This is a genomic window from Vibrio sp., assembly GCF_038138445.1.
Classification (GTDB): Bacteria; Pseudomonadota; Gammaproteobacteria; order Enterobacterales; family Vibrionaceae; genus Vibrio.
Genome location: NZ_JAYQDQ010000001.1, coordinates 86,243 through 99,854, shown reverse-complemented (window position 1 = coordinate 99,854; position 13,612 = coordinate 86,243). Strand labels below are relative to the sequence as shown.

Below are 13,612 nucleotides of genomic sequence, written 5' to 3'. Positions count from 1 at the left end.
TACGTATAAAAAATCATAACAAGTGCACAAGTCGGAGCAGAATAATTGACTTTGATAACGAACACACGTACAAAAATGTTACACAAACATCCTGGACGGATTTAATAATAAACAAAGGAGACTGTTATGGCGGATAAGAAAGCGACCCTTCATGTCGAAGGGAAAGCGCCTATCGAACTGCCGATTATGGAAGGTGCTCTTGGTACTCCCGTAATTGATGTTCGAACACTTGGAGCAAACGGCTATTTTACGTTTGACCCAGGTTTTCTTGCCACTGCATCCTGTGAATCTCAAATCACCTATATTGACGGCGGAAAAGGTATCCTTTTACACCGTGGGTACCCTATTGATCAGCTTGCTAACAACGCTGATTATTTAGAGGTATGTTATATTCTTCTTTATGGTGAAGCCCCCACACGTGAACAATACGAGCAGTTTAAGCTTACTGTTACACGACATACTATGGTACATGAACAAATCGCGAGCTTTTTCCACGGATTCCGACGTGACGCTCACCCAATGGCCGTCATGTGCGGTGTAGTTGGAGCATTGTCTGCCTTCTATCATGATTCCATGGATATCAACAACGATACTCACCGCGAAATCACAGCATATCGTTTGTTGTCGAAAATGCCGACGCTTGCCGCAATGTGTTACAAGTACTCGATTGGTCAGCCTTTCATTTATCCACGTAATGACTTGACCTATGCTGAAAACTTCCTGCATATGATGTTTGCTAACCCTTGTGAAGACTATGAAGTCAACCCCGTTGTCGCAAGAGCAATGGATAAGATATTCACTTTGCATGCGGATCATGAGCAAAACGCATCGACTTCTACTGTCCGTCTAGCTGGTTCTTCTGGCGCCAACCCATTTGCATGTATTGCCGCAGGTATCGCATCATTATGGGGACCTGCACATGGAGGCGCTAATGAAGCATGTCTTAAGATGCTTGAAGAGATCGGCAGCGTTGATAAGATCCCTGAATACATCGATCGTGCGAAAGACAAAGATGATCCATTCCGCCTAATGGGCTTTGGTCACCGTGTCTATAAGAATTACGATCCACGAGCGACTGTCATGCGTGAAACCTGTCATGATGTTCTCGAAGAGTTGAACATTAGCGATCCACTACTAGATGTTGCCATGGAGCTAGAGCGCATTGCTCTGTCTGACGAATACTTCGTTTCGAAGAAACTGTATCCAAATGTTGATTTCTACTCAGGAATTATTCTTAAAGCCATTGGTATCCCTGTGTCTATGTTCACCGTAATCTTTGCATTATCGAGAACAATAGGTTGGATTGCACATTGGAACGAAATGCATAGCGATCCTCTTAACCGTATCGGTCGTCCTAGACAGCTCTATACAGGTAAGAAACAACGCAATTTCAAACCTTTACATGACAGAGACTGATTAAGACTCATAAGGTATTATTAAAACAAAGGCCGACATAATGTTGGCCTTTATTCTACTCGATAAATCTATTCAGTATTTACACTGGGTTGTCTATGTCGACAAACTCGACATCTAAACCATGTTCTTTTGCCAGCCATTCTCCTAGCGCTTTTACTCCATACCGCTCTGTAGCATGATGTCCGGCAGCAAAGTAGTGAATATCCATTTCCCTTGCGGTGTAAGTGGTTCTCTCGGATATTTCACCGGAAATAAACGCATCTATGCCATGCTTAACCGCCAGCTCAATATAGTCCTGACCTCCACCTGTACACCAGCCCACAGTTTCAATTAACTTTTCGCTATTTTCGGGTGCAATATGTAGTGGAGAGCGATTCAGGGCCTGATTAATTCTTTGGGTGAATTCTTTCCCTGTGACAGGATGTTTTAATCGGCCAAACATAGCAACAGACTGGGGGTGCCCTTCCAATCCACCTTCGACTTGTATATCGAGAAGTCGCGCCAATTCGGCGTTATTGCCTAATTCTGGGTGTATGTCCAATGGCAAGTGGTATCCATACAAATTGATGTCATTTTTGATTAGAGCGCGAATTCGATTGCCTTTCATTCCCCGAATAGGCTCGGGCTCACCTTTCCAGAAATAGCCATGATGAACAAGTAATGCATCCGCTTTCTTCTCTATCGCTTTTTCAATCAGAGCTTGAGAAGCCGTCACTCCTGTGACTACGGTGTGAACCTCCAACTTCCCTTCTACTTGAAGCCCATTGGGAGCATAATCTTTTACCAACTTGGGAGAGAGTTTTTCGTTTATAATTTGCTCTAATTGTGTATTTTTCATCTTAGCTTCCAAAAATCAATCTTTGCACACAGTGTATTGCAACAATATTTAGGATGCTAGTTTCAAGCTAATCTGTTTAAAATGCTAATAGACTTTTGATTTTACAGATACTAGGTATTAGATATGAGTGACATGTTGCGCTTTTATAATTGGATTTCAAATACACCTCCTTTGTTTAAGCTAACTCCCCCTTTTGAATCTCTACAGTCACTTACAGTTCAGCTTCCTTTGAATACTGACTATCAAGGTAACCCCAGACTGGGTTTCATTTACCAACACTTATCGACTCAACTGCTAATAAGTAGTGGACGTTACACCGTAGAATTAGAAGAGCTTCAAATCAATGACACCAATGGCCAAACCTTAGGTGCCATTGATCTTATCCTTAAAAATCACCAAACCAATATGCAAGAGCACTGGGAAGTCGCGATTAAGTTTTATCTCCTTCACCAAGGCATTTGGTATGGGCCTAATGCACACGATCAATTGGATAAAAAATTAGATAGAATGCTGTCACATCAGTTAAAAATGAGCAGTTCCACAGCATTTTTAGCCAAGCATCCTGAAATGAGTAGTTTATCTGAACATCTCCTTTTGCAAGGTCGACTCTACATCAACCCTTTTTCATCAGAAGTGACTCCCGCCCACTGCTTAGGATATGAAATAAACCCCTCTCAGGTTTCAGGGTATTGGTGTTTCGAGAAACAATGGGAACAAATTGCTGAGCCACTTTACGAGCTAGATAAACAGTATTGGGCTACTGGTATAGAAAAATGTGAACGACCACTGAAAAAACCAAATGGACGTTTTGTTCACGCACAAACTCAGCAGAAAGTATTTTGGTTTATCGTCCCTGACGACTGGCCGAATAGATAAAAAACCTGATAGCCCTAAATATAAAAAGGTTGGCTATTTCTGCCAACCCTTTTCATCACGACCATTAACTATCATAAACCTGCGTTTTTGAACACCTGATTAACGATATCTTGGGCTTCTAACTCTATTTGTTTTAAGTGTTCTTCGCCCTTGAAACTCTCACAATATATTTTATAAATATCCTCAGTGCCGGAAGGACGAGCTGCAAACCAGCCATTTTCTGTGGTGACTTTAAGGCCACCAATAGCAGCACCATTGCCCGGAGCATGAGTCAGACGAGCAGTGATCTTCTCTCCAGCAAGGTTTTCTGCCGTAACCATGTCAGCCGAAAGCTTTTCTAAAACTTGCTTTTGAGGGCCGTTTGCGGTGGCCTGAAGACGGCTGTAGTGTGAAGACCCATGCTTGGCAGTAAGATTTTGATAATACTCTTGAGGATTCATACCCGTTACTGCAGTAATTTCGGCGGCAAGTAAGCAAAGAATAATCCCGTCTTTATCGGTAGACCAAGGTGTACCATCTATGCGCAGGAATGAAGCGCCAGCACTCTCTTCACCACCAAAGCCAAGTTCCCCTTGATACAAACCGTCAACAAACCATTTAAAACCAACAGGCACCTCACAAAGTTCTCGCCCTAAATCACTCACCACACGATCGATCAATGCGCTTGATACTAATGTCTTACCGACAGCAACAGATTCACTCCAACCTTGACGGTGACGATAGAGATAGTCAATACATACTGCGAGAAAATGATTGGGGTTCATCAAACCACTTGGCGTCACAATCCCATGACGATCATAATCAGGGTCATTGCCGAAGGCTAAATCAAAATTATCTTTATGCGCCAGTAAACCAGCCATGGCATAAGGAGATGAGCAATCCATACGAATCACACCATCTTTATCCAAGCACATAAACTGAAAAGAAGGATCAATCGCATCATTAACTAGGGTTAAATCCAACTCATAACTTGTCGCAATTTGACGCCAATATTCAATACCACTTCCTCCAAGAGGATCAACGCCTATTTTGAGATTCGCGTTTTGAATAGCCTCCATATCAATGACATTCTTTAGATCTTCTACATATGGGGTAATTAAATCACGTTCAACAAAACACTCAGATGACTTAGCATTTGTAATCGAGACTCTGTTAACACCGACTAGCTTCTCAGCAATTAATGCATTAGCGTAGTTTTCAATCGTTTTGGTTAACTCACCTTCTGCTGGCCCGCCGTGTGGTGGATTGTACTTAATACCTCCATCCTGGGGCGGATTATGAGAAGGGGTTATAACAATGCCGTCAGCTTTCGACGTACTTAAAAGGTTATGAGTCAAAATTGCATGTGAAATTCCTGGGGTAGGTACATAACCATTACCTTGCTGGACTATCACTTGAATATCATTCGCGATCAGAACTTCGATAACACTATAAAATGCAGGCTCAGAAAGTGCGTGAGTATCCTTGCCAACAAACATAGGGCCAGTAATACCTTTCTCGCTCCGAACTTGAACAATAGCTTGTGCAATAGCCAAGATGTGAGTTTCGTTGAAAGTACACTTACCTGCTGTACCGCGATGCCCAGATGTACCAAATTTAACCTTGTGGTCAGTATTTAAAGGCTCGGGCTGAAAAAGGTAATAGTTAGAAACAAGCTCGGGGAGATTATGCAGATCTTGTTGTTGCGCTTTTGTTCCTGCGCGAGGGTGTATCGCCATTATTGGCATCCTCTATTTAAATCTAAAAATCAAAAACCCCACAATACTCAGGAAACACCGAGCATTATGAGGTTAAAGCCAAGAATGATCAGATTGAGTTGGTTACTTTCTCAATTAAATCAGCGGGAAAGTGCATTCTTGCCATTAATTGGTCAACCATTTGACGCTTACGGCTAGTGTTATTGTTGGTAATAACCCAAAACGGCGAGCCAGGAATCGCCTTAGGTTTGGTCGTGTTACCATTTTCTAATAAGGTTTTTTCATTGTTGGCAAAGTAAACACGTTTACGCCCTTTAACTAGAGTTGCTTCAGAAAACCCTTGAGGATCAAGACGATTAAGTGTTGAAAGCACCAGCATAAAACGGTCAATTGCCTTTTTGAGACCTGCAAATTCATCTGAAATGAGCAAAGAGCGCATGGCTTTAACGCTATCGACTTTTTCATCTTTTGCAGCATCTCTGCTAACAACAATTCCTTTCGCCTGCATCGCTGCTTTCATCGGTGTCGTTTGTTGCTCTTGAGCATTAACATCCAAAAGGCGTCGTAAGATATCGGAAGCACTTTCACCAATGTGTTGGGTTTGACCTGCGATGTAACGGTATAGATCCTCATCAACCTCAATTGTTTTCATTCGCTTTTCACAATCTCTATGTTTAAACTCTGTGGGATTATATACCTAACTACCCTCAATATGCGAGTTTCAGTTCTGTTATAGCGAGCAGATTCATGGCCTAATGAGGTACTACGTTAAATCAGTCACGAATATAGAAAAATGTCACAACTGCTTAACTATAAAATTGAAGGTGAAGGCCAAACCATTGTATTACTCCATGGCCTATTTGGTAATCTTGATAACCTTGGCTTACTTAGCAGAGAGCTACGCCAACACTATCAGGTGATCTGTTTAGACCTGCGAAATCATGGTCTTTCTTTTCAGTCACCTAATCATAATTACCAAGTTATGGCTCAAGATGTGGTTACTACACTCGAGCATATAGGAATCAAGAATTACATATTAATTGGCCACTCAATGGGCGGAAAAGTAGCAATGAAGCTTGCAGAACTTGCCCAATCAGAAGTTGAGAAACTAGTGGTACTAGATATGGCGCCAGTAAGCTACTCTAAGAGCCGCCATGACAATGTATTTAATGGACTTAAGGATGTGCTCGAACATAAGCCTACATCTCGTCAACAAGCGATGCAAATTCTTGAGCACCATATCGAATTGCCCGGGGTGAGACAATTTCTAGGTAAGTCCCTATATAATAACGGCCAATACTTTGAATGGCGCTTTAATGTACCTAGTCTTTGGCAGAACTACTGGGAAATCCTAGGCTGGGAAAACATTAACACCATCAGCACTCCGACCTTATTTGTCAAAGGGGGAAACTCCGACTACCTTGCCACCGAACATCAAACTGACATACAGCAACAATTTTCCAATGCCAAAGCGCATATTATTGCAAACACTGGTCATTGGCTTCATGCAGAGAAACCTCAAGAAGTATTACGCGCAATCGGGAAGTTTATCCAATAATGGTAGAATGGGTCTCGTTTACCCATACCCGTTAACTTTACCTTTTAACAATGGTATAGTTCAGCGCAAGTAATTTGGCATAAAGGGATTCCATGCTATACGACTATATGAACATATTGGAGTCAATTGGGCTCGACTTGCTTTTTGCGTCTATCTTTTTCTTAATCGGTATGGCAATAAAAGATGTTCTCAAAGCTGGGAATGTCCCCCCGTTTGGTCGTCGTATTGTTTGGCTCGTGCTCTTTCTTGGCTGTGCTGGCTTTATCGCTAAAGGCCTCATTCAGTTAAGCTGGGAAGGCACAGGGCTAGGTTAATTCCCCCTGATTAAGCCACAACACAAATCGGTAAAGGTAACGAATTTATGGCAAGTGTAGGCATCTTCTTTGGCAGCGATACAGGTAACACCGAAGCGATTGCAAAGATGATTCAAAAACAACTCGGCAAACAACTGATTCACGTACAAGACATCGCGAAAAGCAGTAAAGAAGACATAGATAACTTCGACTTATTACTGCTTGGCATTCCAACATGGTATTACGGTGAAGCACAATGTGATTGGGATGACTTTTTCCCTGAACTTGAACAAATTGACTTCTCGACCAAGCTTGTTGCTATCTTTGGCTGTGGTGATCAAGAAGATTATGCAGAGTACTTCTGCGATGCCATGGGTACTGTTCGTGATATTGTTGAATCCAAAGGTGGCACGATTTTAGGCCACACATCAACTGAAGGCTACGAGTTTGAGGCATCCAAGGGCCTTGTTGAAGGTGATGATAGCTTGTTCGTTGGTTTATGTGTTGACGAAGACCGCCAGCCAGAACTGACCAATGAGCGTGTGACTAATTGGTGCAAACAAATTCATGAAGAAATGTGTTTAGAAGAACTTGAGGGCTAACCCTCAAGTTAAATAAGGCCTTCAGAAAAGAAGGCCTTATTATGCAGCTTGATTGTTTTCGACAGCTTGGTTTCGATAGTCTGGTTTTTTACGTACATACAACAGGCGCTTTACTTCAGAAATCACATTTCCTTTATTGTCCTTCACATAAGTCACAAACTCAGGAAAAGACTTATCTCCATTGACTGTCTCTTGCAAAATACTATCTAACATTTCTTGTGTAACTATAAACTCGGCATAAAGATCGCTTTGACCTGGCTTGATAAAATTGATACTAGCCTGCTTATCCCAAACAAAATAGCCTTCTCCTAAAATCCCCATCAACATCAGACAATAAATAGGATCAGTTAAAGAGAAAATACTGCCTCCATATTGAGTACGATTAGCATTTTTATTCCACCAGCGCAGCTTAAGTCTTACCTTAACCTGACGGAAATCCTCGCTAATTGAAACAATTTTGATGCCAGCTCCCCAAAAGGGTGGCCATATGTTCAAAGCAAATCTAACTATCTTAGGTCTGTATAACCTGCTGACTAATTTACCCATACCTATCTTCCAAACTTCCATTTTGACTCATCAATGTTAATTAATTGTAACTGGTCTGATGAGAAGCTTCAGTGATGTTAGACTAGTTTATGAAAATAATAATAGTAACCCTTTGAAGTTCGTGGTTTATTGTTACCGTCTACTACCCTATAATGGTAGCAATAGTGAACTCTGCTGAATGCAGAGGTTAATTAACGGGAAAATTTATGTCGGACAACAACCAAGCTCTAAAGGATGCTGGTCTTAAAGTTACCTTACCAAGATTAAAGATCTTGGAGGTACTGCAACAACCTGAGTGCCAACATATCAGTGCCGAAGACCTGTATAAAAAGCTGATAGATCTTGGTGAAGAAATCGGCTTGGCAACAGTGTATCGAGTTTTAAACCAGTTTGATGATGCAGGAATCGTCACTCGTCACCATTTCGAAGGTGGAAAGTCGGTATTTGAACTTTCAACTCAGCACCATCACGATCATCTAGTTTGTCTAGATTGTGGTGAAGTTATTGAGTTTGCTGATGACATTATTGAAGAAAGACAAAAGCAAATCGCTGCTGAGTATAATGTCACTCTCACGAACCATAGCTTGTACTTATACGGCAAATGTAACACAGGTAACTGTAAAGATAACCCTAATGCCCATAACAAGAAGTAATACTCTCAACTTCCTATTTGGTAACATTCAAGCAATATAAAAAAAACCACACATGTTTAGTGTGGTTTTTTTGCATAATGAATCGCTAAAACGTTATTTAGCCTCAATCTTAGCCCAAGTATCCCTCAATCCGACAGTGCGGTTAAACACTAAAGCTTCCGGTTTTGAATCGACAGCGTCGGCACAGAAGTAACCCATTCGCTCAAACTGAATTCCTTTTTCAACTTCAGCATCAACTAAACTTGGCTCAACAAATCCATTCATCACAATAAGCGACTCAGGATTAACAGACTGAGTAAAGTCATCAGCAGCCGCAGGGTTAGGCACAGTAAACAAACGATCGTATAAGCGAATTTCAGCTGGCACAGCCTTATCTGCCGAAACCCAATGGATAACACCTTTAACTTTACGACCGTCTTCAGGGTTCTTACCTAATGTGTCGGCATCATATGAACAAAAGATTGTCGTGATGTTACCTTGCTCGTCTTTTTCAATACGTTCAGCTTTAATGACATAAGAGCCACGCAGGCGAACTTCTTTACCCAAAACGAGACGTTTGTACTTCTTATTCGCTTCTTCACGAAAATCTTCGCGTTCAATCCAAAGTTCACGAGAAAACGGAACCTCACGCTCTCCCATCTCTGGTTTATTTGGATGGTTTGCGACTGTCAGTGACTCTACCTTTCCTTGTTCAAAGTTCTCAATAACAACTTTGACAGGGTCAAGTACCGCCATGGCTCGCGGCGCATTTTCGTTTAAATCATCTCGGATGCACGACTCAAGTGATCCCATCTCAATCATGTTATCTTGCTTAGTGACGCCGATACGCTTACAAAACTCACGAATAGAACCAGGAGTAAAGCCACGACGACGCAAACCTGAAATGGTTGGCATGCGCGGGTCATCCCACCCATCGACTAGATTTTCAGTGACTAGCTGATTGAGTTTACGCTTAGACATTACCGTATATTCTAAGTTTAAGCGGCTAAATTCATACTGATGCGGCTGACAATCAATTGTAATATTGTCTAAAACCCAATCATACAAACGGCGGTTGTCTTGAAATTCCAATGTACACAAAGAGTGTGTGATACCTTCCAGAGCATCAGAAATACAATGTGTAAAATCGTACATCGGGTATATACACCACTTATCGCCCGTTTGATGATGCTCAGCGAAACGCACACGATATAAAACAGGATCTCTCATCACCATAAATGATGAAGCCATATCAATTTTGGCACGCAGACAGGCAGAACCTTCTGCAAACTCACCAGCACGCATTTTCTCAAACAGAGCTAAATTTTCTTCCACACTACGATCACGGTAAGGGCTGTGCTTACCTGGCTGAGTCAAAGTACCTCGGTACTCACGAATTTCATCAGGACTTAACTCTTCAACGTATGCCAAGCCTTTTTCAATTAATTCGATTGCGAACCCATAAAGCTTATCGAAATAGTTAGATGAATAACAAACTTCACCATCCCATTCAAAGCCTAACCAGCTAACATCATTCTTAATAGACTCAACATACTCTACGTCTTCTTTTTCTGGGTTAGTATCATCAAAACGAAGATTACATTTACCCTGGTAGTCCTGAGCAATACCAAAATTTAAGCAAATTGACTTAGCATGACCTATATGCAGGTAACCATTCGGTTCCGGCGGAAAACGAGTATGTACGCTAGCATGTTTACCATCCGCTAAATCCTTAGCTATGATTTGGCGGATAAAGTTCGATGGACGAGCCTCAGCTTCACTCATCTATATCACCTCAATGGTTGTAGTATTGTTCAGAAAAGTAGTCAGCAAGGAGCAATAGACATGCTCCAAACATTTAATGCCTAATAATCCACAATTCTTCGCCATTACACAACTACAACCTAGTGTTAATTGGCAAATATTGATTCATTTTTACCAATTAAGCGCAAAACAACCCAATTGTTCGACTGTCATACTCTACTCCGAGCCTAAAACAACAAAGCCTCCCGCAGGAGGCTCTAGAATGAGTAGTCTACCTTAAGTTGGGATCACAACCGAAGACAGGTCTTCATCTTTAGGAATTTTCTTCATTTCACCCGCCACGATCTCAGCAAGTGGACCAAGAATAACTTGAACGTTATTAGCGCCCAGTTTCACTACCCCCATAGCTCCGAGGTTCTTAAGGGTCGATTCATTAATCACACTGGTATCTTTAATCGTTAAACGCAAGCGCGTGATACAAGCATCAATTGCAGTAAGATTTTCATGTCCCCCAAGAGCCTTGAGGTATTGCTTGGCAAGCTCCGATGAACTACCTGAAGCGACAAGCTCAGAGGAGTCCTCATCTTCACGACCTGGTGTTTTAAGGTTGAATTTCACAATCACGGTGCGGAAAACCGCATAGTAGATACAGAAGAAAACTAAGCCTTGGGCTATCAACATATACCAATTTACAGCAAGTGGATTTCGTGAAGAAAGAACCATATCAACAAGGCCAGCAGAGAAGCCAAAGCCTGCTATCCACTGCATTGAGGCTGCGATGTAGACTGATATACCGGTTAATAAGGCATGAAGTCCATATAGCATAGGTGCAAGGAACATGAACGAAAACTCAAGCGGTTCAGTCACGCCAGTAAAGAAAGAGGCAAAGGCTGCAGCAAGCATGATAGATGCAACTTTTTCTTTGTTCTTAGATTTCGATGTATGGTAAATCGCCAGCGCAGCACCTGGTAAACCAAACATCATAATGGGGAAGAAACCAGCTTGATACATACCAGTCACACCTACAATTCCTGTGCCCTCAGCAATAGATTTTGCTCCGCCAAGGAAATTAGGAATATCGTTTATGCCTGCAACATCAAACCAGAAAACTGAGTTGAGTGCATGATGAAGACCAACTGGAATCAAAAGTCTGTTAAAAAACGCATATATACCAGCACCTAGCTCACCCATTCCTTGAATCGACTCACCAAAGCTCACCAACCCACCGTAAACCGAAGGCCAAATATACATCAAAATGAAGGCGATAAAGATACCTGCAAAAGAGGTTAAAATCGGAATCAAACGTTTACCGGAGAAAAATGCCAGCGCTTTGTGAAGCTCAACATGTGAAAAGCGATTATAGATCTCAGCTGAGACAATACCCACTAAAATACCGACAAATTGGTTATTGACCTTGCCAAATGCAGCAGGCACGGCACTCATATCAATGCCTTGAATTTGTGACACCGCGCTGGGAGACAGCAAAGTGGTAACCACGAGGAAACCAACAAAACCAGATAACGCAGCCGCACCATCTTTATCTTTAGACATACCATAGGCAACACCTACAGCGAAAAGTACGGACATGTTACCAATAATCGCATTGCCGGCCGTAATACAGAACGCTGCAACCGCACTGTTCGCTCCCCAACCGGTTGGATCTATCCAGTACCCTATACCCATCAATATTGCAGCAGCAGGAAGCGTTGCAACGGGTACCATCAACGCCTTACCTACTTTTTGGAAATACCCAAGAACATTCACTGTCAGTTCCCCCTATAGGATTTAATATTTTTCTTTTATGGTATTAGGTAACTTTTTTTAGCCACCCAATTTAGTTCTTCCAGTGTATGCTTTTAATTTCGCCCTGCAAATTTAAACCTTATCAATTGTGACTATTATCACCAGATTTAAGGCTAGAGAGAGGTTTTTGCTAGCAAGATCATAAAACTTATTTTACAATTCAAAAAATGATAATTTAAGCCGTTTTGAGTGACGTTTTAAGTTTACTTATCGTAAGCACAAAAATAAAAAACGAAGGATTAATCTAGATCTCAATAACGTCTTCAATGACATTGACTTAGATAAGTTTGTTTAAGCATATGACCTGCATAATCTATTGATCACCATTCATTGATTAGGATAATTTACCTCTAATTGCAGTTCACAAATAAAGTTAAAAAAACCTTATGCATATACGATCACAAAAATAATGGCCGATGCATAAATTTAATTAATGAGGATTCGCTAAACATGTATGCGCTAACTAATTGTAAAATTTTCACGAGTAACGATATTCTCATTGATCATGCCGTCGTGATTAAGGATCAGCTGATTAGTGCTGTATGCCCGAGAACGGAACTCCCTCATGATATCAAGATCATTGATTTAAATGGCGCGAACCTAAGCCCTGGTTTTATCGATCTACAACTTAATGGCTGTGGCGGAGTCATGTTCAATGATGCGATAAGCTTTGAAACACTCGAAATAATGCATAGAGCAAATCTAAAGTCAGGATGTACTAGCTACTTACCAACGCTAATCACGTCATCTGACCAAGATATGATCCAAGCAATCAAGGCAACGAGAGAGTATCAGGCTAAATACCAGAACCAGTCTCTTGGCTTACACCTCGAAGGGCCTTATCTAAATAAAGCAAAAAACGGCATTCATAATATCGACTATATTCGCCCGTCCGATAATGAGATGATTCAGTTAATTTGCGAAAATTCAGATGTAATTACTAAAGTGACGCTTGCACCTGAGCATAATGCACCCGAGCATATTCAACGTCTTAAGCAAGCAGGAATTACAGTAGCTATCGGTCATTCAAATGCAACCTATGCACAAGCTCGCGGAGGTTTTGATTCTGGCATTACCTTTGCCACCCATTTATTTAACGCCATGTCGCCAATGGAGGGTCGTGAGCCAGGCGTCGTTGGGGCTATTTATGATACACCTCATGTGTATGCTGGTATTATTGCTGACGGGCTCCATGTTGATTATGCGAATATTAGAATTGCTCACAAAATCAAGGGGGAAAAGCTTGTATTAGTGACTGATGCCACAGCTCCTGCAGGTGCAAACATGGATTACTTTATTTTTGTTGGTAAGAAAGTATATTACCGCAATGGCAAGTGTGTTGATGAAAATGGCACACTGGGCGGCTCTGCTCTGACCATGATTGAAGCGGTTCAAAATACAGTAGAGCATGTCGGTATCGCTTTGGACGAAGCACTACGAATGGCAACATTGTATCCTGCACGGGCAATAGGCGTAGACAATAAATTAGGTCTAATACGCCAAGGCATGATTGCAAACCTCGCCATTTTTGATCGTGATTTCAATGTTCAAGCGACGGTTGTTAACGGACAATATGAGCAAAGTTGA

Annotated in this window: 13 protein-coding genes; 7 read left to right on the top strand and 6 right to left on the bottom strand. The window is 41.6% G+C overall.

What is annotated here, in order from left to right; genetic code table 11:
- The first annotated feature begins 126 nt into the window (after window positions 1-126).
- Complete coding sequence (locus AAFM34_RS00460; RefSeq protein ID WP_341658876.1) at window positions 127-1,416, top strand: citrate synthase; 1,290 nt, start codon at window positions 127-129, stop codon at window positions 1,414-1,416.
- 79 nt (window positions 1,417-1,495) lie between these two features.
- Here AAFM34_RS00460 and AAFM34_RS00455 read toward each other — a convergent pair whose 3' ends face one another.
- Window positions 1,496-2,254, bottom strand: a complete 759-nt coding sequence (locus AAFM34_RS00455; protein WP_341658874.1) for a Nif3-like dinuclear metal center hexameric protein — start codon at window positions 2,252-2,254, stop codon at window positions 1,496-1,498.
- 123 nt (window positions 2,255-2,377) lie between these two features.
- Between AAFM34_RS00455 and AAFM34_RS00450 the strand changes: the two genes are divergently transcribed.
- Window positions 2,378-3,130, top strand: a complete 753-nt coding sequence (locus AAFM34_RS00450; RefSeq protein ID WP_341658872.1) for a DUF1853 family protein — start codon at window positions 2,378-2,380, stop codon at window positions 3,128-3,130.
- 71 nt (window positions 3,131-3,201) lie between these two features.
- Here the strand turns inward: AAFM34_RS00450 and pgm are convergent, their stop codons facing one another.
- Both pgm and seqA read right to left on the bottom strand, forming a co-directional pair.
- Window positions 3,202-4,848, bottom strand: a complete 1,647-nt coding sequence (pgm, locus tag AAFM34_RS00445; protein WP_341658871.1) for a phosphoglucomutase (alpha-D-glucose-1,6-bisphosphate-dependent) — start codon at window positions 4,846-4,848, stop codon at window positions 3,202-3,204.
- A gap of 88 nt (window positions 4,849-4,936) precedes the next feature.
- Window positions 4,937-5,479: a replication initiation negative regulator SeqA gene (seqA, locus tag AAFM34_RS00440; RefSeq protein WP_341658869.1), complete on the bottom strand. Its 543-nt coding sequence runs from the start codon at window positions 5,477-5,479 to the stop codon at window positions 4,937-4,939.
- Between the two features lie 141 nt (window positions 5,480-5,620).
- Here seqA and AAFM34_RS00435 point away from each other — a divergent pair, with 141 nt between their 5' ends.
- The 3 genes from AAFM34_RS00435 to fldA all read left to right on the top strand — a co-directional run bounded on the left by AAFM34_RS00435 (window position 5,621) and on the right by fldA (window position 7,280).
- A complete protein-coding gene (locus AAFM34_RS00435) occupies window positions 5,621-6,385 on the top strand; it encodes an alpha/beta fold hydrolase (protein ID WP_341658867.1) in 765 nt (254 codons plus the stop codon).
- Window positions 6,386-6,477: 92 nt separating this feature from the next.
- Entirely contained in the window at window positions 6,478-6,699 is a 222-nt protein-coding gene (locus AAFM34_RS00430; RefSeq protein WP_114786627.1) for a DUF2788 domain-containing protein, read from the top strand.
- Window positions 6,700-6,746: 47 nt separating this feature from the next.
- Complete coding sequence (fldA, locus tag AAFM34_RS00425; protein ID WP_341658864.1) at window positions 6,747-7,280, top strand: flavodoxin FldA; 534 nt, start codon at window positions 6,747-6,749, stop codon at window positions 7,278-7,280.
- Between the two features lie 39 nt (window positions 7,281-7,319).
- Here fldA and AAFM34_RS00420 read toward each other — a convergent pair whose 3' ends face one another.
- Window positions 7,320-7,847, bottom strand: coding sequence for a DUF4442 domain-containing protein (locus AAFM34_RS00420; protein ID WP_371833239.1), 528 nt, complete (start codon window positions 7,845-7,847; stop codon window positions 7,320-7,322).
- A gap of 185 nt (window positions 7,848-8,032) precedes the next feature.
- On the opposite strand from AAFM34_RS00420, the gene fcrX reads away from it, so the two are divergent.
- The gene (gene fcrX / locus AAFM34_RS00415) at window positions 8,033-8,479 is read left to right on the top strand and encodes a ferric iron uptake transcriptional regulator FcrX (protein WP_114786624.1); all 447 of its coding nucleotides are present in this window, start codon (window positions 8,033-8,035) and stop codon (window positions 8,477-8,479) included.
- A 93-nt stretch (window positions 8,480-8,572) separates the two neighbouring features.
- On the opposite strand, the gene glnS is transcribed toward fcrX, so the two are convergent.
- Both glnS and nagE read right to left on the bottom strand, forming a co-directional pair.
- The gene (glnS, locus tag AAFM34_RS00410) at window positions 8,573-10,243 is read right to left on the bottom strand and encodes a glutamine--tRNA ligase (protein ID WP_341658861.1); all 1,671 of its coding nucleotides are present in this window, start codon (window positions 10,241-10,243) and stop codon (window positions 8,573-8,575) included.
- A gap of 255 nt (window positions 10,244-10,498) precedes the next feature.
- The gene (gene nagE / locus AAFM34_RS00405; RefSeq protein WP_341658859.1) at window positions 10,499-11,986 is read right to left on the bottom strand and encodes an N-acetylglucosamine-specific PTS transporter subunit IIBC; all 1,488 of its coding nucleotides are present in this window, start codon (window positions 11,984-11,986) and stop codon (window positions 10,499-10,501) included.
- 489 nt (window positions 11,987-12,475) lie between these two features.
- On the opposite strand from nagE, the gene nagA reads away from it, so the two are divergent.
- A complete protein-coding gene (nagA, locus tag AAFM34_RS00400) occupies window positions 12,476-13,612 on the top strand; it encodes an N-acetylglucosamine-6-phosphate deacetylase (protein ID WP_341658857.1) in 1,137 nt (378 codons plus the stop codon).

Excerpts from the sequence above, each read along its gene's own strand:
- AAFM34_RS00460 (WP_341658876.1), top strand. The coding sequence starts at position 127 with ATGGCGGATAAGAAAGCGACCCTTCATGTCGAAGGGAAAGCGCCTATC.
- AAFM34_RS00455 (WP_341658874.1), bottom strand. The coding sequence starts at position 2,254 with ATGAAAAATACACAATTAGAGCAAATTATAAACGAAAAACTCTCTCCC.
- AAFM34_RS00450 (WP_341658872.1), top strand. The coding sequence starts at position 2,378 with ATGAGTGACATGTTGCGCTTTTATAATTGGATTTCAAATACACCTCCT.
- pgm (WP_341658871.1), bottom strand. The coding sequence starts at position 4,848 with ATGGCGATACACCCTCGCGCAGGAACAAAAGCGCAACAACAAGATCTG.
- seqA (WP_341658869.1), bottom strand. The coding sequence starts at position 5,479 with ATGAAAACAATTGAGGTTGATGAGGATCTATACCGTTACATCGCAGGT.
- AAFM34_RS00435 (WP_341658867.1), top strand. The coding sequence starts at position 5,621 with ATGTCACAACTGCTTAACTATAAAATTGAAGGTGAAGGCCAAACCATT.
- AAFM34_RS00430 (WP_114786627.1), top strand. The coding sequence starts at position 6,478 with ATGCTATACGACTATATGAACATATTGGAGTCAATTGGGCTCGACTTG.
- fldA (WP_341658864.1), top strand. The coding sequence starts at position 6,747 with ATGGCAAGTGTAGGCATCTTCTTTGGCAGCGATACAGGTAACACCGAA.
- AAFM34_RS00420 (WP_371833239.1), bottom strand. The coding sequence starts at position 7,847 with ATGGAAGTTTGGAAGATAGGTATGGGTAAATTAGTCAGCAGGTTATAC.
- fcrX (WP_114786624.1), top strand. The coding sequence starts at position 8,033 with ATGTCGGACAACAACCAAGCTCTAAAGGATGCTGGTCTTAAAGTTACC.
- glnS (WP_341658861.1), bottom strand. The coding sequence starts at position 10,243 with ATGAGTGAAGCTGAGGCTCGTCCATCGAACTTTATCCGCCAAATCATA.
- nagA (WP_341658857.1), top strand. The coding sequence starts at position 12,476 with ATGTATGCGCTAACTAATTGTAAAATTTTCACGAGTAACGATATTCTC.